This is a genomic window from Aquabacterium sp. (assembly GCF_034003525.1).
Classification (GTDB): Bacteria; Pseudomonadota; Gammaproteobacteria; order Burkholderiales; family Burkholderiaceae_C; genus Aquabacterium.
On record NZ_JAVEYN010000022.1, the window covers coordinates 42,430 to 66,285 of the forward strand.

The 23,856-nt window shown below is 64.6% G+C and carries 20 protein-coding genes and 1 other RNA gene; 11 read left to right on the plus strand and 10 right to left on the minus strand.

Annotation, left to right across the window (positions count from 1 at the left end):
- The first annotated feature begins 4 nt into the window (after positions 1 to 4).
- The 4 genes from kdpB to yccS all read left to right on the plus strand — a co-directional run bounded on the left by kdpB (position 5) and on the right by yccS (position 6,190).
- Entirely contained in the window at positions 5 to 2,077 is a 2,073-nt protein-coding gene (gene kdpB / locus RBT42_RS12770) for a potassium-transporting ATPase subunit KdpB (protein WP_320365691.1), read from the plus strand.
- 21 nt (positions 2,078 to 2,098) lie between these two features.
- Positions 2,099 to 2,719 (plus strand): potassium-transporting ATPase subunit KdpC, encoded by a 621-nt coding sequence (kdpC, locus tag RBT42_RS12775; protein WP_320365694.1) that lies wholly within the window; start codon positions 2,099 to 2,101, stop codon positions 2,717 to 2,719.
- Positions 2,720 to 2,733: 14 nt separating this feature from the next.
- On the plus strand, positions 2,734 to 3,606 hold the full coding sequence (locus RBT42_RS12780; protein WP_320365696.1) for a TorF family putative porin: 873 nt from the start codon (positions 2,734 to 2,736) through the stop codon (positions 3,604 to 3,606).
- Positions 3,607 to 3,937: 331 nt separating this feature from the next.
- The gene (gene yccS, locus RBT42_RS12785) at positions 3,938 to 6,190 is read left to right on the plus strand and encodes a YccS family putative transporter (protein WP_320365698.1); all 2,253 of its coding nucleotides are present in this window, start codon (positions 3,938 to 3,940) and stop codon (positions 6,188 to 6,190) included.
- On the opposite strand, the gene RBT42_RS12790 is transcribed toward yccS, so the two are convergent.
- Complete coding sequence (locus RBT42_RS12790) at positions 6,147 to 7,319, minus strand: MFS transporter (protein ID WP_320365700.1); 1,173 nt, start codon at positions 7,317 to 7,319, stop codon at positions 6,147 to 6,149. The genes yccS and RBT42_RS12790 overlap by 44 nt on opposite strands.
- A gap of 88 nt (positions 7,320 to 7,407) precedes the next feature.
- Positions 7,408 to 8,337, minus strand: coding sequence for a LysR family transcriptional regulator (locus tag RBT42_RS12795; protein WP_320365702.1), 930 nt, complete (start codon positions 8,335 to 8,337; stop codon positions 7,408 to 7,410).
- 92 nt (positions 8,338 to 8,429) lie between these two features.
- On the opposite strand from RBT42_RS12795, the gene RBT42_RS12800 reads away from it, so the two are divergent.
- Together RBT42_RS12800 and RBT42_RS12805 are read left to right on the plus strand one after the other, a co-directional pair.
- Entirely contained in the window at positions 8,430 to 9,029 is a 600-nt protein-coding gene (locus tag RBT42_RS12800; protein WP_320365704.1) for an FMN-dependent NADH-azoreductase, read from the plus strand.
- A gap of 64 nt (positions 9,030 to 9,093) precedes the next feature.
- Positions 9,094 to 9,963, plus strand: coding sequence for a pirin family protein (locus RBT42_RS12805; protein WP_320365706.1), 870 nt, complete (start codon positions 9,094 to 9,096; stop codon positions 9,961 to 9,963).
- 122 nt (positions 9,964 to 10,085) lie between these two features.
- On the opposite strand, the gene RBT42_RS12810 is transcribed toward RBT42_RS12805, so the two are convergent.
- Positions 10,086 to 11,219, minus strand: a complete 1,134-nt coding sequence (locus tag RBT42_RS12810) for a porin (protein WP_320365708.1) — start codon at positions 11,217 to 11,219, stop codon at positions 10,086 to 10,088.
- A gap of 231 nt (positions 11,220 to 11,450) precedes the next feature.
- Here RBT42_RS12810 and RBT42_RS12815 point away from each other — a divergent pair, with 231 nt between their 5' ends.
- The 5 genes from RBT42_RS12815 to RBT42_RS12835 all read left to right on the plus strand — a co-directional run bounded on the left by RBT42_RS12815 (position 11,451) and on the right by RBT42_RS12835 (position 16,801).
- A complete protein-coding gene (locus RBT42_RS12815; protein ID WP_320365710.1) occupies positions 11,451 to 12,425 on the plus strand; it encodes a TRAP transporter substrate-binding protein in 975 nt (324 codons plus the stop codon).
- A 14-nt stretch (positions 12,426 to 12,439) separates the two neighbouring features.
- Positions 12,440 to 12,940 (plus strand): TRAP transporter small permease, encoded by a 501-nt coding sequence (locus RBT42_RS12820; RefSeq protein WP_320365712.1) that lies wholly within the window; start codon positions 12,440 to 12,442, stop codon positions 12,938 to 12,940.
- Complete coding sequence (locus RBT42_RS12825) at positions 12,937 to 14,214, plus strand: TRAP transporter large permease (protein ID WP_320365714.1); 1,278 nt, start codon at positions 12,937 to 12,939, stop codon at positions 14,212 to 14,214. The genes RBT42_RS12820 and RBT42_RS12825 overlap by 4 nt, the downstream gene beginning before the upstream one ends.
- A 168-nt stretch (positions 14,215 to 14,382) precedes the next feature.
- Positions 14,383 to 15,558 (plus strand): ABC transporter substrate-binding protein, encoded by a 1,176-nt coding sequence (locus tag RBT42_RS12830; protein ID WP_320365716.1) that lies wholly within the window; start codon positions 14,383 to 14,385, stop codon positions 15,556 to 15,558.
- 97 nt (positions 15,559 to 15,655) lie between these two features.
- Entirely contained in the window at positions 15,656 to 16,801 is a 1,146-nt protein-coding gene (locus RBT42_RS12835) for a GGDEF domain-containing protein (RefSeq protein WP_320365718.1), read from the plus strand.
- A 61-nt stretch (positions 16,802 to 16,862) separates the two neighbouring features.
- On the opposite strand, the gene ssrA is transcribed toward RBT42_RS12835, so the two are convergent.
- The 7 genes from ssrA to RBT42_RS12870 all read right to left on the minus strand — a co-directional run.
- Positions 16,863 to 17,233: a transfer-messenger RNA gene (ssrA, locus tag RBT42_RS12840) on the minus strand.
- A gap of 112 nt (positions 17,234 to 17,345) precedes the next feature.
- Complete coding sequence (locus RBT42_RS12845) at positions 17,346 to 18,635, minus strand: saccharopine dehydrogenase family protein (protein WP_320365721.1); 1,290 nt, start codon at positions 18,633 to 18,635, stop codon at positions 17,346 to 17,348.
- A 36-nt stretch (positions 18,636 to 18,671) separates the two neighbouring features.
- The gene (locus RBT42_RS12850; protein WP_320365723.1) at positions 18,672 to 19,769 is read right to left on the minus strand and encodes a carboxynorspermidine decarboxylase; all 1,098 of its coding nucleotides are present in this window, start codon (positions 19,767 to 19,769) and stop codon (positions 18,672 to 18,674) included.
- 90 nt (positions 19,770 to 19,859) lie between these two features.
- Entirely contained in the window at positions 19,860 to 21,137 is a 1,278-nt protein-coding gene (locus tag RBT42_RS12855; protein WP_320365724.1) for an HD-GYP domain-containing protein, read from the minus strand.
- Between the two features lie 140 nt (positions 21,138 to 21,277).
- Positions 21,278 to 22,507 carry a bifunctional glutamate N-acetyltransferase/amino-acid acetyltransferase ArgJ gene (gene argJ / locus RBT42_RS12860; RefSeq protein WP_320365726.1) on the minus strand — a complete coding sequence of 410 codons (1,230 nt, stop codon included), beginning with the start codon at positions 22,505 to 22,507 and terminating at the stop codon, positions 21,278 to 21,280.
- A 51-nt stretch (positions 22,508 to 22,558) separates the two neighbouring features.
- Positions 22,559 to 23,371, minus strand: a complete 813-nt coding sequence (locus RBT42_RS12865) for a LytTR family DNA-binding domain-containing protein (RefSeq protein WP_320365727.1) — start codon at positions 23,369 to 23,371, stop codon at positions 22,559 to 22,561.
- A gap of 1 nt (position 23,372) precedes the next feature.
- A partial coding sequence (locus tag RBT42_RS12870; RefSeq protein ID WP_320365729.1) for a sensor histidine kinase occupies positions 23,373 to 23,856 on the minus strand: 484 nt, incomplete at its 5' end.

Consider the following 23,856-nt stretch of genomic DNA (forward strand, 5'->3'; position numbering starts at 1 on the left):
CAACATGACACGTTCTGTTTTCAAGTTGTTTGACCCCGTGTTGCTGCAGCCTGCTGTGCTGGATGCATTTCGCAAGCTTGATCCGCGCATGCAATGGCGCAACCCGGTGATGTTTGTGGTCTACGTGGGCAGTTGGCTGACCACCGGGTTGGCGATCCATGCCTTGTCCGGTGGTGGCAGCGGCGGCGAGTCGTCGGGCTTCGTTGTTGCCGTTGCCTTATGGCTGTGGTTCACGGTGCTGTTCGCGAATTTTGCCGAGGCGCTGGCAGAGGGGCGCAGCAAGGCCCAAGCCGCTTCCTTGCGCAGCCTCAAAAAGCAGACCTGGGCCAAGAAGCTTGAGTCGGCTGATGTCGGGGCGAAGTGGCATCCCATCGAATCGTCGGAGCTGCGCAAGGGTGACCATGTGATGGTGCAGGCTAGCGACGTGATTCCGGCGGATGGCGAGGTGATCGACGGTGTGGCCTCTGTGGACGAGAGTGCCATCACCGGTGAATCGGCACCGGTGATTCGTGAGTCGGGGGGGGACTTTTCGGCTGTCACAGGCGGCACGCGAGTGCTGTCGGACTGGATCATGGTGCGGGTGTCGGTGAACCCGGGGGAAACCTTTGTCGATCGCATGATCGCGATGGTCGAAGGCGCCAAACGCCAGAAAACCCCGAACGAGATTGCCTTGACCATCCTCCTGGTGGCCCTGACCATCGTCTTTTTGGTGGTCACTTGCAGCCTGTGGCCGTTTTCAGCGTTTGGCGTGATGGCCTCTGGGGCGGGGGAGCCGGTGTCTGTCACGGTACTCGTGGCCTTGTTGGTGTGCTTGATCCCGACAACCATCGCCGGGCTGCTGTCGGCCATCGGTGTGGCGGGTATGAGCCGCATGATGCAGGCCAACGTGATTGCCACATCGGGTCGGGCGGTCGAGGCTGCCGGGGACGTGGATGTGCTGCTGATGGACAAGACGGGCACCATCACGCTGGGCAACCGTCAGGCCAGCGAGTTCCTCCCGGCACCAGGTGTGAACAAGGCCATGCTGGCCGATGTGGCTCAGTTGGCATCACTGGCCGACGAAACGCCTGAAGGTCGCAGCATCGTGGTGCTGGCCAAACAACAGTTTGACCTGCGTGGCCGTGACCTGCAGGCCCTGAACGCCAATTTTGTGCACTTCTCGGCCCAGACGCGCATGAGTGGCGTCGACCTGGGCGAGCGCCAGATTCGCAAGGGGGCGGCCGAGGCCATTCGCAAGCACGTGATCGCCTTGGGCGGGCATTTCCCGAGCGCCGTTGATGCCGAGGTGGAGCGTGTGGCTCATCAAGGCAGCACCCCGCTGGTCGTGAGCGATGGCGCACAGGTGTTGGGTGTGGTCGAGCTCAAAGACATCGTCAAGGGGGGCATCAAGGAGCGCTTTGCCGAGCTGCGTCGCATGGGCATCCAGACCGTGATGATCACTGGCGACAACCGTCTGACGGCCGCGGCCATTGCTGCCGAAGCCGGGGTCGATGACTTTCTGGCTGAGGCCACCCCTGAGATGAAGCTGGCGCTCATCCGTCAGCACCAGGCTGAGGGCCGACTGGTGGCGATGACGGGTGACGGCACCAACGATGCGCCCGCTTTGGCGCAGGCCGACGTCGCCGTGGCAATGAACTCGGGCACACAAGCCGCCAAGGAGGCCAGCAACATGGTGGACCTCGACAGCAATCCGACCAAGCTCATTGAGGTGGTCGAGACCGGCAAGCAGATGCTGATGACACGCGGCTCGTTGACCACTTTCAGTGTGGCCAACGACATCGCGAAGTACTTTGCCATTGTTCCAGCGGCCTTCGTGTCGACCTATCCGCAACTGGCGGCGCTGAACGTCATGCACTTGACCAGCCCGACCTCGGCGGTGCTGTCTGCCGTCATCTTCAACGCGCTGATCATCATGCTCTTGATTCCGCTTGCGATCAAGGGCGTGCCTTATCGCGCGCTGGGCGCTGCCACGCTTTTGCGCCGCAACCTGCTGATCTATGGCCTGGGCGGGGTGCTGGTGCCCTTCATCGGCATCAAGCTGATCGATCTGGGCTTGAGCTTCATGGGCCTCGTCTGAGGTCACGACTAGGAGATTCACATGCAGTCGCAATCACCATCTCATTCGTACGTTCGTCCTGCTGTCAGCCTCTTCGTGATGCTGTCAGTGGTGACTGGTGTGGCCTATCCACTCGCGGTCACAGGCGTGGGGCAGGGGCTGTTCCCGGCGCAGGCGAACGGTAGTCTGGTTTCGCACGATGGCGGACAGGTTGTCGGGTCTCGCCTGATTGGCCAGGCCTTCACCGATCCTGGGCATTTTTGGTCGCGCCCATCGGCGACGGCACCGACGCCTTACAACGCGGCTAACTCGGCTGGCTCCAACCTCGGGCCGCTGAACCCTGCCTTGCAAGATGCGGTCAAGGCACGTGTCGAGGCTTTGCGCGCCATTGATCCAGGGAACACCCGTCCCGTTCCGGTGGATCTGGTGACCGCGTCCGGCAGTGGGCTGGACCCGCACATCAGCGTGGCCGCGGCGCAGTTTCAGGCCGCTCGCGTGGCCAGGGTACGTGACCTGCCTCATTTGGTGGTTCAGGACTTGATCGACCGCCACACCGAGCAACCGTGGCTGGGCTTCTTTGGGGAGCCACGTGTTCACGTTCTGGCGCTCAACATCGATGTGGATGCGGTGGCCCGGGCACGAACTTCCAGTGGACAGAACTGACCTTCGTCAAAACGATGAACAACATGAACAAACTCACTTCTTTGTACCGGTTTGCTGGCCGGGTAAGTGCTTGCCTTGCTTTGTCTTCTCTGTCCATGGTGAGCCGTGCGGAGCCTGACCCAATTGATGCCAAGGCCCTCACCATTGCGAGCAACATCAGCGTGGTGAACCACTATCGCTTTCGAGGCATTGATCAGACTTGGGGGCACCCCGCATTGCAGGGCGGCGTCGATGCCAATTGGTCGAATGGCTGGTACGCCGGCCTGTGGGCTTCCAATGTGTCGGGTAACACTTACCCAGGCGGGTCGCTGGAGCTGGACTACTATGGAGGCTTCAGTGGGCGTTTCGGGGATGACTGGAGCTTCTCTGTGGGAGGGTATGGCTATGCTTACCCCGGCGCCAACCTTGCCCATTCGGCTTGTCCGTCCGCAGCGATGGCTGCGCCATGTTCACAAGTCTCTCAACGCTTTGACACCTTCGAGGTTAATGCAGGGGTGAGCTGGAAGTGGGTGAGCTACAAGTTGTCGATTTCGGCGACCGATTATTTTGGCGCCAATGTTCGCACGGGCTACAGCGCGGGTAGCCGGGGTACGCGATATCACGACCTGTCGGTTAACTGGCCGCTGAGCGACCGAGTCAGCCTCGTTGGGCATTGGGGGAGAACGGAGTTGCGCGCTCGCTACGGTGGCATGAACCCCTCGTACAACGACCTGAAGCTGGGGGTCAACGCGACGTGGGGCGACGGTTGGAATGGTGGGCTGGCGTGGGTCAGAGCGGGGAATGACCGCTTCTATCGACCTCCTACGGGTGGGTTGTCGTATGCCAGTCAAGAGACAAAAGACCTCAATCGCAGTGGGCTGGTCCTGCAGTTCGGGCGAACCTTTTGATCGATAGCGCGAGTTGAAACACACTGACCACAGTCGAACTCGCGACGTGGCGCCAACACGCAGCCCCCTGTGGGTGGCGTAATGGGCTCAAAGTCGCCGCGTCATCTGCGCCACATGATCTCGTACCAAGGAAACTGCCCAATCTGGATCTGGGCGTTGGTGTTGGCAAAGCCCTCGGGACGGTGGTGAGGACGGGCGGAATCGGGGTGTGTTGTGGGGGGGCAGGTCGTCAGGCTCACCAGCCCAACCAGCGCAAGACGGTGAAAGACTCTCGTGCCATAAGGGGGGCACCGTTTGACCCAGCCCGCTGGTATGGGTGGATTCCGGCCGTATGCTCACGATCTTGGCGGGCGCAGTGCCTGGGCGGTTGCAGCAAGTGGACGAGAACTGGAAAGACGGATGGCGTACCCTCCTTCAGCATGAAGGGGCCATGAATGGCGTGCGCGCCTTGCTCGCCCTGGCCTGCGTGCTGGCGGTGGGCTGGTGGGCAGGGCGACAAGACGAGTTGATGCCCGTGCTGCTGGGCGTGATCGCCAGTGCCCTGACCGAGACCGACGACAACTGGCGTGGCCGCCTGCGGGCGCAGTTGATGGCGTTGGGGGCGTTTGTGGTGATGGCCTGGGCGGTGTGGTTCACGCTGCCTTGGCCGGTGTTGCTGATGGTGGTGCTGGCGCTGTCGGCCTTTGGGTTGACGATGCTGGGCGCGCTCAGTGAACGCTATCGGGCGATCGCGTTCGGCTCGCTCATCTTGTTCATCTATGTGGCCATGTCGGCGCGGACCAGTCGCCTGCATGCGCTGGATGTGACGCCTTTGATGCTGGCCGGGGCCGCCTGGTATGGCTTGGTGTCGGTGCTCTGGGCGGCGCTGCTGCCGCAGCCTCCAGTGCGTCACCGCCTGTCGCAGTTGTACGCCTTGTTGGGCGAGTACCTGCACCTGAAGGCGCAGTTGCTGGAGCCGGTGCGCGATGCCGACCGGGCGCAGCGTCGCATGGCGCTGGCGCTGCACAACGGCCGGGTGGTGGAAAGCCTGGGGGGCACGAAGGAGGCGATTTTCAGCCGTCTGGGCAAGCGGCGTCCACCGCCCTGGTTGCAGACGGCGATGCGACAGTACCTGGCCGCGCAAGACATCCACGAGCGTGCCAGTTCGTCGCACGAGCATTACGAGTTGCTGGCCGATGCGTTCTTTCACAGTGATGCGCTGTACCGCTGTCAGCGGGTGCTGGCGTTGACGGGGGACCAGGCCTTGAAGCTGTCCGTGGCCATGGCCCAGCGCCGCAGCCCCGAGCACCACGGCGCCACCGCACGGGCGATCGAAGACATGCAGGCGGCGATTGCGCACCTGTCACATGGGCAGGCAGCCAGTCGCTCCTTGCGGGCTTTGCAAGCCCTGGGTGACAACCTCACGGCTTTGGCACAGGTGTTCCGCACGGTGCTGGAGCCGGGGCAGGGCGAGGTGGATCAGAGCCTGCTGGACACCCACCCGCGCACGCTGGGGGAGGCCTGGCGGCGTTTGCGTGCGCAGCTGAGCCTGCGCTCGGTGTTGTGTCGCCATGCGCTGCGGCTCAGCGTGTCCCTGATGGTGGGGTGCGGGGTGATGTGGCTCACGGACGACCCGCACGGTTTCTGGATCTTGCTGACCATCGTGTTCGTGAGCCAACCGCAGTACGCGGCCACCCTGACCAAGTTGACCCAGCGGGTGATGGGCACGGTGATCGGGTTGGCGCTGGCCTGGGCCTTGATCCGTCTGTTCCCAGGGGCGGTGATGCAATCGGCCTTGCTGGTGGTGGCGGGCGCGGTGTTTCTGGGCTCGCGGCGCACCAACTATGTGGTGTCTACCAGCGCGGTCACCACGCTTTTGTTGTTGAGCTTTCACCAGATGGGCATGGCGCAGGGTGTGATCCCGGCGCGTTTGCTCGATACCGTGTTGGGCGGGGCGATTGCAGCCGTGGCCGCCTGGCGGGTGTGGCCGAACTGGCAGGCGCGCCAGTGGCCTCATCTGGCGGCGCAGGCCTTGCGCACCCAGGCGCGATACCTGCATGACATCCTGCTGCAGTATCAGACGGGCAAGCAAGACCATCTGGCCTATCGCCTGGCGCGGCGCAATGCCCACAAGGCCGATGCGGCGCTGTCCAACGCCTTGTCGGCCATGCTCAAGGAGCCGGTGCGGGTGCGCCTGGACACGGCGGTGTGTGGGCGCTTCCTGACCTTGTCGCACACTGTCCTCAATTACCTCTCGGCACTGGGGGCGCATCGCAGTGAAGTGTCGTTGCAGGCCTGCAGCGAGCCGGTGCTGGCGCAGGCCGATCGCCTGCAGGCGGCTTTGGGCATCCTGGCCGATGCGCTGGAGGCGCGCGAGGCCAGCCCGCCAGCGGTGGCGTCGGCGCTGCTGCACAACGATCTGAGTGACGCCGACAGCGAGGCCGGGCTGGCAGCCATGTCGCGCACCGAACGCCTGCTGCACACGCAACTCACACTGGCGTTGCGTCTGGTGCCGCCCTTGCAGGCCGAGGTCTGGCGCTTGAAAGGCTGGGCGCCTGCGCTCAACGCGTCTGCGCCGTCCGTCGCTGCCAACCCAGCCAGATGAGGGCCAGGCCCGTCAGGCCGACGGGCAGCAGCGAGCCCAGGTTCAGCCAGGTCCAGCCTTGGGTGGTGATCAGGGCCCCGGAGGCAAACGAGGTGATGGCCATCACGCCAAACACGCAGAAGTTGATGGCCGCTTGTGCCTTGTCTTTTTCCTCCGGCCGGTAAGCTTGCATGGCCAGGGTGGTGCTGCCGGTGAACAGGAAGTTCCAGCCGACGCCCAGTAGGAAGAGCGCCACCGCGAACTGGTGCAGGTCTTGCCCTGACAGTGCGATGCCAATGCAGGTCAGGTTCAACACCACACCCGCGCCCATGATGGTCAGCACGCCGTGGCGTTTGATGAGGTGGCCGGTGACAAAGCCCGGTGCGAACATGCCGATGACGTGCCATTCCAGCACGAAGGCCGCGTCGTCAAAGGGCATGCCGCACACCTGCATGGCCAAGGGCGTGGCGGCCATCAGCAGGTTCATCACCCCATAGCCCAGGGCGGCCCCCAAGGTCGAGACGATGAACACCGGTTGGAGCATGATGTCGCGCAGCGGGCGGCCGGTGTCGGCGCCTTTGGCCTGCCGCACGGCGGGCGGGAACTGGATGCCCATCATCACCGCCATCGACAACAAGGCCACCACCGCCAGGGCCAGGTAGGCGCCCAAGAAGGGCGTGCCCAGGCCATCGCGGGTGTACTTGGCGAGGTTGGGGCCGATGACCGCGCCCAGCAGACCGCCGGCCAGCACCAGGGAGACGGCTTTCTCGCGGAAGGCCGGGGTGGCCAGTTCGCCGGCAGCGAAGCGATACAACTGGCCGTTGGCGCTGTAGTAGCCAGCCACCACGGTGGCTGTGACCAGCAACCAGAAGCTGTGCAGCCACAGCGCCAGGGCGCACAGCAGCGCCGAGCCCAGCGCCACCGCCAGCCCCAACTGGAACGATACCTGCCGGCCCCAGCGTTGCTGGCTGCGCGCGACCAGCCCGGTGGACAGGGCGCCACCGACCACATAGCCCATCACGGGCAGGGTGGCCATCCAGCCCGCGGGGGCCAGGCTGAAGCCCACCAGGCCGTTGATGGCGATGAAGACGACGTTGTTGGTCAGGAAGAGCCCCTGGGCCGCAGCCAGAAGCCAGAGGTTCTTGTTCATGGATACCGCCGATGGAAGGAAGAGGGCTGACGCATGTTACCGGTTGGGGTATGGTGTGCGTGCCAGGTGGGAGATGGGCCGACTGGGCTCAGGGGGATGTCAAGGCCGCTTCGAGCATGTCGATGAACACGCGGGTCTTGGCCGGCATCAGCTTGCGTCCCGGGAACACTGCCCACGCGGTGTGTGAGGGCAGGCACCAATCGGGCAGCACCCGGCGTAGTTCGCCCCGCTGCAGCCAAGGCTGGGCGAACAGGTCGGGCACCGCGGTGATGCCGGCCCCGGAGCGCGCCAGAATCAACAGCAACTCCGGCTGGTTGGCCATGACACGGCTGGGTGGTGAGCCTTCCCAGCGCTCCTCGCCGCGCGTCAGCACCCAGTGACCGGGCTCGGTGCTGTCGCTGGCTCGGCCCGGCAGGCGAACCGTGTCGTGCTGCAACAGGCTTTCCGGGCACGTCGGCTCCCCATGTTCGGCCAGATAGCTCGGCGAGGCGTACAGCCCGTTGGTGAACACGGTCAGGCGGCGCGCGGCCAGCAGGGCGTCGTCGGGCAGGGCGCCCATGCGCACGGCCACGTCAAAGCCCTCGCCCAGCAGGTCCACCCGCCGGGGCGACAGGTCCAACTCCAGGGTGATGCGCGGGTGCAGGGCCACGAAGGCGGCCAGCATGTCGGCCAGCAACAGGGTGGCGAAGTCGCTGGGCATGGACACGCGCAAGCGGCCGCTGGGGGCTGCCTGCCGGTGCTCGCGCAGGGCGGTGACGGCTTCCACCTCGGCGACCACCTGGCGGGCGTGCTCCAGCAGCAAGTGGCCGAACTCCGTGAGGGTCTGGCGCCGGGTGGTGCGAAGCAACAGGCGCTCGCCCAGGTGAGATTCGAGCCAGGCGATGCGGCGCGACACCGTGGATTTGGGCAGGCCCAGGCGCTCCGCGGCACGGCTGAAGCTGCCCAGGTCGGCCACGCGGGCAAAGATCAGCAGGTCGTTGGCTTCGATGCCTGCGGTGGACTCGGTATATTGTTCCATTGGCGGGTCAATGTTACCCATTTGAGGCGCTTATCAAGAGGATTGTTGAGGAATAAAGTTCATTCATCGACTCACCCACTTGGAGCCCTCTCATGAAGATCCTGCAAATCAATTCCAGCGCCCGCGTTGAAGGTGCCAACTCCACCCGCCTGGCCAACACCGTCACGGCCCGCCTGCTGGCCAAGCACCCCGGTGCCAGCGTCACCGTGCGCGATCTGGCCGTCACCCCGCACCCGGTGCTGGACGCCGCCGCCCTGGGCGCTCTGTTCACCCCCGCCGACCAGCGTACCCCCGAGCAAGCCGCTCGCGTGGCTCTGGACGACGCGCTGATCGCCGAGGTGCAAGCCCATGACGTGATCGTGCTGGGCGTGCCGATGTACAACTTCGGCGTGCCCGTGCAACTGAAGACCTGGCTGGACGCCATCGCCCGTGCCGGCGTGACCTTCCGCTACACCGCCAACGGTCCGGAAGGCCTCATCCAGGGCAAGAAGGTGTACGTGGCCTTCGCCCGCGGTGGCATCTACCGTGGCACCCCGGCCGATTCGCAAACCCCGTACATCCAGACCATCCTGGGTTTCCTGGGCATGACCGATGTGAAGTTCATCCACGCCGAAGGCTTGGCCATGGGTCCCGAGGCGGTGGACAAGGGCTTCACGCAGGCCGAGGACGATCTGCTGGCGGCTCTGGGCTGAGCCTTCGGGCTTCGGCCGCTGTCATTCGCACCCATTCGCTTCCGTTCGATCAAGGAGACCCCTCATGAGCAGTTCAGACACCTCGGCGACCATCCAGCGGTCGCGCACCGTCGAGCAGTTGATCGTGGGCCACCCCACCTCGGACGGGGCGGGCGTCAAACTCACTCGCGTGCTGACCCAGCAACTGCAGCGCCGGCTGGATCCGTATCTGATGCTCGATGCCTTTGGCAGCGACAACCCCGATGACTACATCGCCGGCTTTCCGGACCATCCGCACCGCGGCTTCGAGACCATCACCTACATGATCGCCGGCCGCATGTTGCACCGTGACAGCGCGGGCCACGAAGGCCTGCTCGAAAACGGTGGTGTGCAGTGGATGACGGCAGGTCGAGGCGTGATCCACTCCGAGATCCCGCAGCAGGAAGACGGGGTGATGGAAGGTTTTCAGCTGTGGCTGAACCTGCCGGGCAAGGACAAGATGTCGGCACCCTGGTACCGTGATTTTGCGGCGGCGGATCTGCCCCGGTTCAAAACGGCTCAAGGGGTGGACGTGACCGTGATCGCCGGCGAAAGCCATGGTGTGACCGGGGCGGTGACCCGTGAGGCGAGTGCGCCGACCTATCTCGACGTGCACCTGCCTGCGGGCAGCCGATTCGCGCAGACCTTGGTGCCGGGGCACAACGCCTTCGTGTACGTCTACCGGGGGGAGGCCCGCGTCGGTGACACCGCGGTGCCTGTGCAACGCATGGCCATCTTGCGTAACGAGGCTGAGGCCGATGGTGTGGTGATCGAGGCATCGACCGAGACACGTTTGCTGCTGATCGCCGGCCAACCGCTGAACGAGCCGATTGCGCAGTACGGGCCGTTCGTGATGAACACGCAGCAGGAGATCTACCAGGCAGTCAACGACTTCCGTGCAGGACGTCTGGCTTGATCACCACCGAATGCGTCAGGTATCTCTGACGTATTGCGGTTGCGGCTACAGAAAAAACAAAGGGCCCGTGCGTGAGCAACGGGCCCTTCTCACTTCTTAGTTCTTACGTCAACGACGCGTCATCAGAAGCTGTGACGGATGCCGGTGGCGAAGCCGATCTGGTTGCCGCCTGCGGCAGTCACGCCACCTGCGGCGGCATTGCTCACCGACAGGTTCTGGGTGCCGCTGTTGTCGATGCTGCCGGCGGTGGCGTACACGGCGGTGCGCTTGGACAAGGCGTAGGTGCCGCGCAGAGCGAACATCAGCGACTTGTTGGCGCTGTCCTTGTACTTCAGGTGGAAGACCTGACCGTCGACCGTGACCTTCGGCGTGACCGGGTAGGAAGCGCCTACGTACCACATGTCGCTGCGCTTGGCGGCGGCGATGCCGTCGTGCTTCTTCGCGCTGCTGCCGTCGTTGTCACGGCTCAGCAGGCCGGCGCCCAGTTTCACGCCCGCGACTTTGGCATACGCGCCCAACGAGATACGGCGGTCGATCGAGTCGGAGCTGGTCAGGCCGGCGGGTGCCCAGGAGCCTGCGCCGCCACGGATCTCGTCCACGGCCAGGGCTGCGCCCCAGGAGGGCGAGTCATACTTCAGCAGAGCCGACCATTCACGGCAGGCCGTCTTGTCGGCGGCATTTTCGCCACCGCAGTTCGTGCCACCGGGGTTGCCAGCCGTCGATGCGTCACGGCCTGTGCTGAACGTGCCGCCGACGGTCACGCCCGAGAAGGTGCCCAGGTAGCCGATGGCGTTGTCGGCGCGTGCATTGGGGATGTAGACGTCGAGCGAACCCGAGCCAAATGCGTTGGGCCCCAGGATGTCCGAGCCCAGCAGGCCGTGGAACAGCATCGTGTACTGACGCCCCAGCATCACCGAACCCCAGTTGCCGCTCAGGTTCACGAAGGCCTGACGGCCGAACAGGCGGTTGCCCTGGTTGAACGAGCCCGTGTCGGCGCCAAAGCCCGATTCCAGTGTGAAGCCAGCGCGCAGGCCGCCCCCCAGGTCTTCGCTGCCGCGCAGGCCGAAACGCGAGGGCACCGAGCCCGTGAAGCCCGGCATGCGGGTCAGGCTGCGGGGCGTGGGGTCGGTCGTGGTAACGGTATTGGTCAGGTGCTCAACGGCCACATCAACCACGCCATACAGCGTGAGGCTGCTCTGAGCGCTGGCCACGGTGCCCAGCAGGGCCAAGCCAGTGCCAAGAATGTACTTTTGCATGAGAATCTCCTCAGAAAACGGTGTTCGGTAAATGCTTTGCATGCTCATTGATGAGCCAGCTGATGATTAGTGTACAGACCATGTGTCAGATCAAGAAACCGGGGCTAACCCCTTGTGGTGTTTTGATCTGGCTCAAGGGAAACTACTAGGGGATAATACGGACAGTCGTATCTACACTGACGGTTCGAGCGCTGATGATCAGCGTACTTCTGTACTACTGAGGAGCTTCTCATGCACGCCACCCCCTCCCTGCGCACCGTGATCAGCGGTGTGGTCCTGTCGACCTTGGCCGTTGGTGCCCAGGCGCAGTCCCTCAAGCTGGGGCACATCGTTCCGCCGACCCATGTGTGGCACAAAGTGGCCCTGCAGATCTCGGCCGACCTGGAAAAAGCCTCGGGCGGCAAGATGAAGATCGCTGTCAGCCCCCTGCAAAAGCTCGGCAACGAAGGCCAGATGATCAACCTGATGCAGGCCGGTGCCCAGCAGTTCGGCATCTTCACCGTGGGCTTCATGTCCAACCGTGAAGAGTCCTTCCAGGCCTGGTCGCTGCCCTACGTCTTCAAGGACGTGGCCCACGCTTCGCGCGCCGCCAGCACCCCGGCAGCCAAGGAAATGCTCAAGCGTCTGGACCAGCACGGTCTGGTCGGCATGGGCTACGCCTTCGCCGGTCAGCGCCATGTGCTGTCGGTGCAGCCTGTGGTGTCGGCCAAGGACCTGGCCAACAAGAAGGTGCGCTCCTTCCCCAGCCCCATCTACAACGACTGGTGGACGGCCAACGGTGCAGCCCCCACGGCCATGCCCCTGTCTGAAGTGGCCCCGTCGCTCACCACCAAGCTGCTCGACGCTGTGGACGTGGACCTCGACGCCCTGGTCGGCCTCAAGTTCCACCAGCAGGCGCCCAACCTGACCCTGACCAACCACATGGCCTTCCCCTCGGTCATCGTGGTGTCCAAGAAGTGGTGGAACACCCGCACCCCGGCCGAACGTGACATGATCACCAAGGTCATCGCCAATGCCGAGAAGGCTGGCTACCAACTGGCTGTCAAGGCCGAAGCCGACAACCTGGCCATCGCCAAGGCCGACGGCGCCAAGGTCGTGAACGCCGACATCAAGTCCTTCCAGGCCGTGGGTGCCAAGGTGCGTGACAAGTACACCGCCAAGAACCCGCTGATCAAGGCCTTCTACGACCAAGCCAAGGGTCTGTGAGAGAGAGGGGCGCCATGTTCCAACTGATTCAAAAACTCGACCGTGGCGTCGCCTCCGCGGAACGCGTGCTGGTGGTGGCGCTGACAGCGGCCATCACCGTCATCATGATGGCGCAGGTCATCTTGCGCTATTTCTTCAGTTCGCCCATCTTCTGGGCGGAAGAGATCTCGGTGCAGCTGCTGGTGTTCGTCACCCTGTTCGGCCTGTCGCTGCTGGTGCACCAGAACCAGCTGGTCACGATCGACTTCCTGCCGCGCGCCTTGCCGCTGCGGGCTCGCCATGCCCTGATGGCCTTGCTGGGCGTCATCACCATGGTGCTGTTCGCCTACATCGGCTGGCTGAGCTGGGAGTGGGTGCAGCGCGATGACGTGCGCATCGAGCTGAGCGCCACCACGCAGTTGCCGCGTTGGTACAACTATTCGGCCGTGCCTGTGGCGCTGGCCCTGCTCGTCTGGCACCAGTTCGTTGCCATCCTGCGCGACCTGCATGTGGTCGCGAAGGGAGCCACTCAATGACCGCTTTGATCATCTTCTTCGGCCTGCTGTTTGCCGGCCTGCCCATCGTCGCTACCATCCTGGCCGGCGCCGTGGTCTTCATGGCCACCAACGACCTGTCGGTGCTGTTCGACTCCATTCCCATTCAGCTCTACGGTGCGCTGGAGATCAACAGCCTGCTGGCGATCCCGCTGTTCCTGCTGGTCGGCGAGATCATGAACAAGGGTGGCCTGACCCAGCGCCTCATCGCCGTCACAGAAGTGCTGGTGGGGGGGCTGCGTGGCGGTCTGGCTTACGCCAACTTGTTCACCAACGCCATGGCTGCGTCCATCCTCGGCTCGGCCGTGGCGCAGATCGGCGTCATGAGCAAGGTCATGATCCCGGCCATGGAAAAGGCGGGCTACACCCGTGCGTTCTCCGGCGCGGTCACGGTGTCGTCTGGTCTGCTGGGCCCCATCATCCCGCCGTCCATGCTGATGATCATCTACGGTGTGGTGGCCGTGCAGCCCATCGCCCCGTTGTTCATCGCCGGCATCGTGCCCGGCATCCTGATTGTCGTCGCGCTGGCGCTGGTCATCTTCCTCTATGGCGTGTTCGGCCCTGGTCTGCCCAAGGGCGAGCGCGGTCACCGCTCCGAGGCGTTCAAGATCGTGCTGGCCGGCCTGGTGCCGGGTCTGATCCCGGTGGTGGTGATTGCCGGCATCATGCTGGGCATCATGACGCCGACCGAATCGGGCGCCGTGGCCTCCATCATCGCCTTGGTGCTGGGCTTCGCCTACCGCGAGATCAAGGTGCGTGACCTGGGCAAGATCTTCCTGGATGTGGCCACCAACACCGCCACCATCACGGGCCTGATCGCTGCCGCCTCGGTGATGAGCTGGGCGCTGGCCTTCCAAGGCGTGCCTGACCTGGTGGTGGAGTGGATGAAGAACCTCACCGATTCGCCCTTCGTTTTCCTGCTGCTGGTCATCGTCATGATGCTGATCCTGGGCATGTTCCTGGAAAGCATCAGTGTGCTGATCGTGGTCGTGCCGCTGCTCATGCCGGTGGTCACCAGCCTGGGCATCGATCCGATCCACTTCGGCGTCATCTGCACCGTGGCCACCGTCATCGGCCTGGTCACCCCGCCGGTCGGCCCAGGGCTGTACATCGCGATGGTGCAGGCGGACATCCGCATGGGCGCGCTGTTCAAGGCCACCATCCCCTTCCTGATCGCCGTCATGGCCGTGCTGATCCTGATTGCCGCGGTCCCGCAGCTGTCGACCTGGCTGCCCGCACTGATGACCGCGAACTGAGCGCCTGCTGACACCTGAGTCGGCATCCCCCAACGCGCCCCGCCGCAGATTGTTGCGCCGGGGCGCGTTGTCTTTTTGGGCGCGGATGTCATACCAAGGACGTGTGCCATTTGCTGCACCGCATCAAGATGTTGATAATGCCCGCTACCCCCATGAACAGGTAGTTGTATGGCGTTGACAAAGTCTTTCCGTTCGCTCTCGGTGGCGCTGCTCGCCTCCACCCTGTCGGCTTCCGCGCTGGCGGCCGAAGCCCTCAAGATCGGCATGGTGCTGCCCTTGAGCGGCCCCTATGCGTCATATGGCCAGCAGATCGAGCGCGGTGCGCGCGTGTACCTGAAGCAGCACGGCGGCCAGATCGCCGGTCGCCAGGTCGAACTGATCCTCAAGGACGACACCGGCGTGGCCCCCGAGGCGAGCAAGCGTGCCGCGCAGGAGTTGCTGAGCACCCACAAGGTCGACATCCTCGCCGGCTTTGGCCTGACCCCCAGCGCGCTGGCTGTCGCGCCCCTGGCCACTGCGGCCCGCAAGCCCATGATCGTGATGAACGCGGCCGCCTCCAAGATCACGACGCAGTCCAACTACATCGTGCGCGTGTCGCAAACGCTGCCCCAGGTTACGGCGCCCCTCGCCACCTGGAGTGCCATGAACCGGGTGCGCAAGGTCTTCACCCTGGTGAGCGACTACGGCCCGGGCCATGACGCCGAAACCGAGTTCAAGCGCACCTTCAAATCGCTGGGTGGCGAGATCGTGGGTGATGTCCGCATCCCGGTCGGCCAGCTCGACTTCGCCAAAGTGCTGCCCCGCATCCAGGCCAGCCAGGCCGACGCCGTTTTCCTCTTCGTGCCGCCGGGCGAGCAGACCGTGGCCTTCACCAAGGCCTTTGCCCAGGCTGGGCTCGACAAGGCCGGCGTGCGCATCATCGCCACCGGTGACCTGACCGAAGAAGGCTCACTCAATGCCATGGGCGACAGCGCCCTCGGCCTGATCACGGCCCACCACTACGCGGAGAGCCACAAGTCGGCCGAGAACAAGGCCTATGTGCAGGCCTACACCCAGGCCTATCCGACCAGCCGCCCCAACTACATGTCGGTGGCTGGCTACGATGGCCTGCAGCTCATCGCCAAGGTGCTCGCCAAAACCGGCGGCGATGCCAGCGGGGATCGTTTTGTGGCCACTGCCAAGGGCCTGAGCTGGACCAGCCCCCGCGGCACCCTGACCATTGACGCCCTCACGCGCGACGTGGTGCAAACGGTCTACATCCGCAAGGTGCAGCGCGTGAACGGCAAGTTGCAGAACGTGGAATTCGACAAGATTGCCAACGTCAAGGACCCGGGCAAGGAGTGATCGGCCGGTCCCCTTCGACGGGGTGGATCCGCACGGGCCGTGTTGCGACTGGGCGCCACGTATGATGTGGCATGGTCCTCAGTCCGCAACACCCACCATGACCCGCTCGTTCCCCACGCCCGAGCACCCCGGCAGCGGGGCGGTTGCCATGCAGGTGCGCGCCGACCGGTTGCAACTCCTGTTCCGCCAGTCTTTCCTGGCCACATTTGGCAGTGTGGGGGGGGCACTGGCGCTGTCTTGGTTGCAGCACGACCTGGGCAACCAACGCGTCATCGCGCCGTGGCTCATCACGCTGTGCCTGGCCGGCATGGTTCGCCTGGGCCTGTTCTGGGCTTACCACCGCAGCACTCCTCTGCACCGCACCCCTGCTCGCTGGGAGGGCGTGTATTGGGCCACCCTGGTGTTCACGGCGGGAGCCTGGGGCATCGGTGCTTTTTTGCTCATGTCTCGCGACAACCTGCTGTCGCAGGTCATCACCCTCTTTTTTGCGATCGGCATGGCCGGCAGTGCGATCTCGGCCTACTCGGCTTACCGCTCCATGACGTTGGCCGCTGTGGGTCTGGTGCTGCTGCCCACAACGCTGTGGCTGCTCACCGAACCTGGTGGCGAACAGCGGTTGCTGGCCTTCACCACCCTGGCGTTTTCCATCTTCGTCGTGCGCGCCACCCGCGAGTTGTCGGAAGCGCTGCAGTCGCTCCTGAGGCTGCGCCGTGAACTGGAGATCGAGCACCGCATCGCCAGCAACGCTGCCCGCACTGACGAGTTGACCGGGCTGAACAACCTCCGCGCCTTCAAGGAACAGGCCGACACAGTGTTTGCCTACACCCGGCGCTACGGCTTGCCCCTGTGTGCACTGCTGGTGGACATCGACCACTTCAAACAGATCAACGATACCCACGGCCACGCAGCGGGCGATCGGGTGCTGCAAGCCGTGGCGCAACGACTCAAGACGGCGTTGCGCGAAGCCGACCTGTGCGGTCGACTGGGCGGCGAGGAGTTCGGGGTGCTGCTTGCCGGCACGGACCTGCACGAGGCCCAGCAGATCGCGGAAAAGCTGCGCCTGGCCATACAAGCCATCGTGGTGCCCATGAACGACACCACGCTGCATGTCACCATCAGCGTCGGGGTGGCCGAAGCGGGTTTGGCCTGCCCCGACACCACCACCCTGCTGGCCCAGGCCGATGCGGCCATGTACCAGGCCAAATCCAATGGCCGCAACCGGGTGCACCGCGGCCACGCCTGACCCCTGCTGGGGGAGCGACCAAAAAAAATCCCAACCGCTGAGGGTTGGGATTTTCAGGTATTGGTGGAGCCGGGGGGAATTGAACCCCCGTCCGTAAGCCATCATCGAGCAGATCTACATGTTTAGCTGTCTGATTTGAGTCTCGCCAGCCTGATCGCGCAGCAGCACGCTACCAAGCCAGCCAGTCACTTGATCTCGACCTCAACTGAGTGACCCAGCTGAAGCCCAGCCTATGTGAATGACCTCACAGTCCTTGTCTTACGACTCAGACCCAGCCCATAGGCCAACTGTTGTGAGGCTCACCGGTATTAAGCGGCGAGTGCGAACTTTTGATCGTTTGCAGTTAGTTTTTTTCCAGTGGATTTACGAGCTGACTGGTGCTCGACATGCCCTGTCCCGAATCCGCACCCACGTCGAAACCAGGTCGGCCCCAGGAAAAGTTGAGTCATTGTAGGCTTGATCGCTCTCGCCGTGTTGACCTTGTACTGTGATATCGGACCGTTCGCAGGGATTTCAAGGCCCACGACGAAAAAGATGTCGGGTGTCAGCGCGCCTGAGCACGGCGCAGAGGGCGCTGTGCGTTCGAGAGCTGCGGCGCCGGGTCGAGCAGGCGGTCGCCCTCACGGTCCTGGATGCGCGACACGATGCCCATGGTGTTCATGAGGGCAATGAAGGGCTGGGGATCCAGTTCTTCCACGTTCACCATCTGGCCCACGTCCCAGGTGCCATTTGCAATCAACAGGGCCGCGGCCACCGCCGGCACCCCGGCCGTGTAGGAAATCGCCTGGCTGCCCACCTCCTGGTAGCACGCTTCGTGGTCGCACACGTTGTAGATCAAGACCTCCTCGGGCTGGCCGTTCTTCACACCCTTGACCAGGTCGCCAATGCAGGTCTTGCCCGTGTAGTCAGGCGCCAGAGAGGCCGGATCGGGCAGCACGGCCTTGACCACCTCCAGCGGCACCACCTCCAGCCCCCGGGCGGTGCGCACCGGCCGCTCGGACAGCAGGCCCAGGTTCTTGAGCACCGTGAACACATTGATGTAATGCTCGCCAAAGCCCATCCAGAAGCGGATGTTGGGTACGCCCAGGTTCTGCGACAGCGAATGCAGCTCATCGTGCCCGGTCAGGTAGGTCGTGCTCACGCCGGTGACGGGCATGTCCCAGTCCTTGCGGTGCTCGAACATCGCATTGGCCTTCCAGGCACCGTTCTCCCACGACCACACCGTCGAGGTGAACTCGCGGAAGTTGATCTCCGGGTCGAAATTGGTCGCGAAGTAGCGCCCATGCTGGCCCGCGTTGATGTCGATGATGTCGATCGAGTCCACGCGATCGAAGCAGTGGTCGAGCGCATAGCGGGCATAGGCATTGACCACGCCGGGGTCGAACCCCACGCCGAGCACCGCGGTCACGCCCGCATCCTTACAGGCCTGGCGCCGCTTCCACTCATGGTTGGCGTACCACGGCGGCGTCTCGCACACCTTGTCCGGGTCCTCGTGGATGGCGGTGTCCAGGTAGGCGGCGCCCGTTTCCAGGCAGGCCGTCAGCACCGACATGTTCAAAAAGGGCGATCCCACGTTGATCACGATCTGGCTGTGCGTGGCTCGGATCAGGAACTTGGTGGCCTCGATGTCCATCGCGTCGAGCGCGTGGGCCGTGAGCTGGCCGGCTTGCTGCAGGCGGCCCTTTTCATGGATCGAGTCGATGATGGCCTGGCACTTGCTGAGAGTGCGCGAGGCAATGTGGATGTGGCCCAGCGCGGCGTTGTGCTGCGCACATTTGTGTGCCACCACATGGGCCACACCTCCGGCCCCAATGATCAAGACATTGCGCTTCATGGATGACCTCCGTCTGTCATGGGTGAAAGCCCGTCGTTACGACAGGCTGCTGACGTAGTCGTCAAACGAGAACTCGCGCGCCACGCGCACGCGGCCGTCCAGCTCCTTGATGGCGATGGCTGGCATGTGAACCCCGTTGAACCAGTTCTTCTTGACCATCGTGTAACCGCCGGCATCGCCAATCGAAATGCGGTCGCCCACCTGCAGCGGCTGGGCAAAGCGCGCTTCGCCGAAAATGTCGCCGGCCAGGCAGGTCTTGCCACAGATCTGGTACACGTGTTCTCCCTGCTGATCAGGGAAAGTGGCCGTCTCCCGGTAAATCAGCAGGTCGAGCATGTGTGCCTCGGTCGAGCTGTCCACCACGGCCAGGTGCTTGCCATTGAAGCCGATGTCCAGCACGCTGACTTCGAGCGTGGTGGTGTGGCGCACGGTGGCTTCGCCAGGCTCCAGGTACACCTGCACGTCGTGCGTCTGCGCAAAGCGGCGCAGGCGTTCGCAAAACGCGTCCACCGGGTAGTCGGGCGAGGTGAAGCTGATGCCCCCACCCAGACTCACCCACTTCAGACGGCGCAGCACCTCGCCATAGCGCTGCTCGACCTGGGTGAGCAGGGCGTCGAAGCGCGCAAAGTCCTTGTTCTCGCAGTTGTTGTGGATCATCACGCCGTCGAGGCGGTCGATGATGCCCAGGATGCGTTCAGGGTCCGACTCACCCAACCGGCTGAAGGCGCGCGCCGGGTCGGCCAGGTCGAAGCTGGAGTGGCTGATGCCCGGGTTCAGGCGCAGGCCCTTGGGTTTGCCGCCCGCGGTGGCCTCAAAGCGCAGGAACTGGCTGATCGAGTTGAAGATGACCTTGTCGCTGTGGGCCACGACCTCTGCGATCTCGTGGTCGGCGAAGGCCACGCTGTAGGCGTGCGTCTCGCCCCCGAACTTGTCATGGCCCAGCTTGACCTCGTACAGCGACGACGAGGTGGTGCCGTCCATGTAGGGCCGCATGAAGTCGAAAACCGACCAGGTGGCAAAGCACTTGAGCGCCAGCAAGACCTTGGCGCCCGACTGTTGGCGAACCTGGTCAATGATCTGCAGGTTGCGCAGCAGCGCCGACTGGTCGATCAGGTAGAAAGGTGTCTGGATCATCCCGATGGTCTGGGGGCACCCGCGGGCGTCTGCCGCAGTCCTCCCAGATCAAGTCCAAACGATCCATTATGTATTTGGGCGAATGTATAGTCAAGGTTGGGGGCTGGGCTCCTCCACCAGGCCCTGGCACAGCGCATTCAGGCGATCCTCGTCCTCGTCCGACAGGTTGGGGCCGGCCGTCAGGCGGGCCACGCGCTCGATCAGGCGCAGGCGGGCACGCAGGGCGTCTTGCACCGCCTCGGCTTCGGCGGCCACCTCGTCGCCAATGGCGCCCGGGCTCCACAGGCCACTCTCGTTCCAGCCCGCGCGCAGCTTGTGCAGCAGGTACAGCGTCAGGTCGGCGGCGCGCTGCAGCCCCGGGCTGGGCTCGGCAGGCAGCACGCCGTCCACGTGGATCATGGTTTCCTGCAGCGTCACGTTCAGGCGGTCGAGCTCGGACAGCAAGGCGGGCAGGGCGCGACGCGGCTTCATCGGAGGTGCATGGCGGGCCGCAGACGACAGCGGGCCGGCCAGCAACTCGTCAAACTCGCCAGGCACCACGCGCAGGGCCACGCTGGCGTGGTGCAGGGTGGCGCCCGGCAGGCGCAGCGCCGCCAGGGCTTCTTCGGTGGCTGAAAGCAGCTTGCCCAGGGTGGACATCTTGTCGCCGGTGAGGCGGTGCGGGTAGCCCGAGCCATCCAGACGCTCATGGTGCTCGCCCACCGCGCGGGCGATGTCCTTGGGGTAGTCGGTCAGCTGCGTCAGCAGCAATTGGCCAATGTGCGGGTGCACCACCAGCTGGCGGTAGCTGTCCACGTCCAGCGTGCTCAGCGCATCGGCCTCGCCATAGGCGGGCGAGATGTACATCTCCCCCACATCATGCAGCAGGCCGGCGGTCATCGCCAGCGTCACCAAGCGGTCGTCGGTGTTGCGCGCCCGAATCAAGGCGCCGGCCACCGCCATGGCCTCGATGGCATGCTGGAAGGCAGCCGGGCGAGCGGTCTCCACCGCACTCAGCAGCAATTGCACCACCGAATGCAGGCGCACCGTGCCCGCACAGCGCACCAGCGCCTCGGCATGGGGTTGCAGCAGCGGGGTCAGCGGGCCCTGCCCATGGATCAGCTGTTGCAGGGCCGCCTGCAAGGTGGCGTTGCTTACACCGTCCTCGGCCATCAGGCAGGTTTCCAGCGGCTGCTTGAGCGCGCGGTCCATCAGCTTGCGCTGCAGGTCGCGTGACACCGGCTGGTCGCGGGCCCACAGCTTCATCCCGTTGATGTCGAAAATGTCGTTCGACGCGATGATGGTGCGGGTTTCGCTGGCTTCCAGGATGGTGGCCAGGGCGTGGGGATTGGCGACCTTGAAGTCGGCGTCCGAGGTGACTGGGCTCATGTCTGACTCCTCATGGGCATGCCCGGCTGTGCCGCGCGGGTGACGCCCAAACCTTAGCACGCCCGCACCCAAAAAAAACACCAGACCGTTGCGGGTCTGGTGTCGGGCAGCGATGGCCAGTGAGGCCGGTCAGGGGCGGGTCAGCTGCGGTAGTCGGCGTTGATCGTCACGTAGTCGTGCGACAGGTCGCAGGTCCACACCGTGGCGGTGGCGTTGCCACGGGCCAGGCCCACACGGATGGTGATCTCGGCCTGCTTCATCACGCGCTGGCCGTCGGCCTCCTGGTACTCGGGGCGGCGGCCACCCTTGGCGACCACGTGCACGTCGTCCAGGTGCAATTCGATCAGGCTCTGGTCCAGATCGTCGATGCCAGCGTAGCCCACCGCGGCCAGGATGCGGCCCAGGTTGGGGTCGGAGGCGAAGAACGCGGTCTTGACCAGCGGCGAGTGGGCGATGGCGTAGGCCGCCTTCTGGCACTCGGCTTCGTCGCGGCCACCTTCCACCGTAATGGTGATGAACTTGGTGGCGCCTTCGCCGTCGCGCACGATGGCCTGGGCCAGCTTTTGGGACACCTCGATCAAGGCAGCGCGCAGGGCTTGGCCGTCGGCGCTGTTCAGGTCGGTGATCTCGGCGTGGGCGGCCTTGCGCGAGGCCATCAGCACGAACGAGTCGTTGGTGGACGTGTCACCGTCGATGGTGATGCGGTTGAACGAGGCGTTCGCGGCCTCGGTCACCAGCGCCTTCAGCAGGCCGGGGGCCACGTTGGCATCGGTGGCCAGGTAGCCCAGCATGGTCGCCATGTTCGGCTTGATCATGCCGGCGCCCTTGCTGATGCCGGTGATGGTCACGGTCTGGCCGCCCAGGGTGATTTGCTTGGAGTAGCCCTTGGGGAGGGTGTCCGTGGTCATGATGCCTTCGGCGGCCACGGCCCAGTTGTCTTCCTTCAGGTCGGCGATGGCACCTGGCAGACCGGCTTCGATCCGCTCCACCGGCAGGCTCTCCATGATCACGCCGGTTGAGAAAGGCAGGATCTGTTCAGGCGACAGGTGCAGCAGGCGTGCCAGGGCGATGGTGGTGGCGCGGGCGCGCACCAGGCCGTCTTCGCCGGTGCCGGCGTTGGCGTTGCCGGTGTTGATCAGCAGCGCGCGGATTTCGTTGCCGGCGGCCAGGCGCTCCTGGCACAGCTGCACGGGCGCGGCGCAAAAGCGGTTTTTGGTGAACACGCCGGCCACGGCCGCGCCTTCGTCCAGGGTGATGACGGTCAGGTCGCGACGGTTGGCCTTGCGCACGCCGGCCATGGTGATGCCGAGCTTCACGCCAGGCACGGGATGCAGATCAGAGGGAAGGGGGGCGGTCAGGTTGACGGGCATAGGGGGCTCCTGCGAAGGCCCCTGATTGTGCCGCACTCACATGTCGCTTGTTCACATCGCTTTGAAGCGATGGGCGTACAGGCGGCTCACCTCCAGCACCTCGGGCCGCTGGCGCAGGTGCAGGCGTGTGCGGTGCTCCTGGCGGCTGATGCGTTCCACGGCCCTCACGTTCACCACATGGCTGCGGTGAACCTGCCAGAACAGGCTGGGGTCCAGCCGATGCACCAGCTCGCGCAGCGGGGTGCGGATCAGCCAGTCCGGCGCGTGGGCGTCCTGCGTGGCGGTGACCACCCGCACGTACTTGTCCGAGGCCTCCAGATAGACGACCTCTTCCACCGGAATCAGGTAGATGGACGAGCCTGCGGCCGCTTGCAGCACCCGCAGCGGCGCCTCGACCTCTGCCAAGCCGGGAGCCCGCCGCAGGTCCATCAGGTGGGCGGGCAGGGCATCCTCGTGCACGGGCGCAAGGGGCTCACGGCGGGCCAGCTGCTGTTGCAGCCGCATGCAGGTCAGCGCCAGGCGTTCGGGGCGAACGGGCTTGAGCACGTAGTCGATCGCCGCCCGCTCGAAGGCGCGCACGGCGTGGTGGTCATAAGCCGTGATGAACACCACCAGGGGCAGGGGCCGATCGTGGGGCCAGGCTTCCACCACGTGCTCGGCGGCGTCCAGGCCATTGAGCCGTGGCATGTGGATGTCCAGAAACAGGATGTCAGGCCGATGTCGTGATGCCAGGTCAAGCACCTGCTGGCCGTCTCCCACCACGTGCGTCACCTGCAGCTCGGGCCACAGCTGAGCCAGCTGACGGCGCAAGGCTTCGGCCAGCACCGGCTCGTCTTCGGCAATCAAGGCGCAGGGGGAGGTCATGTCAGCTGTGGGCGGGCGCCCAGGTGGGGGGGCGCAGCGGCAGCCTCAAGGTGGCCGTGGTGCCGCAGGCGGCTTGGTGAGGGGCGGATGCAGGAGGTGTGCTGTCCAAGTGCAGTGCGCCCGCATCGCCATAGGAGGCCAGCAGGCGCTCGCGGATGCATTTCAAGCCAAAACCTTGCCCTGGCTGGGCGAGAGGCGCCTCCAGTGCGGAGCAGCCCTGCCCGGAATCCTGCACCTGGATGGTCAGCATCTCACCCTCACGATACGCACGAATGTGCAGCGTGCCACCTTCAGGCAAAGGGTCCAGACCATGTTTGATGGCGTTCTCGATCAGGGGCTGTACCAGCATCGGGGGCAGGGGCACCTCGTGCAACTCGGGGGCAATGTCCATCTGCACCTGAAGCCGACGCCCCATGCGCACCTGCATCAAGGCCAGATAGTCCTGGGCGTGTGTCATCTCCTCGCGCAGTGTGACCGAGAGATCG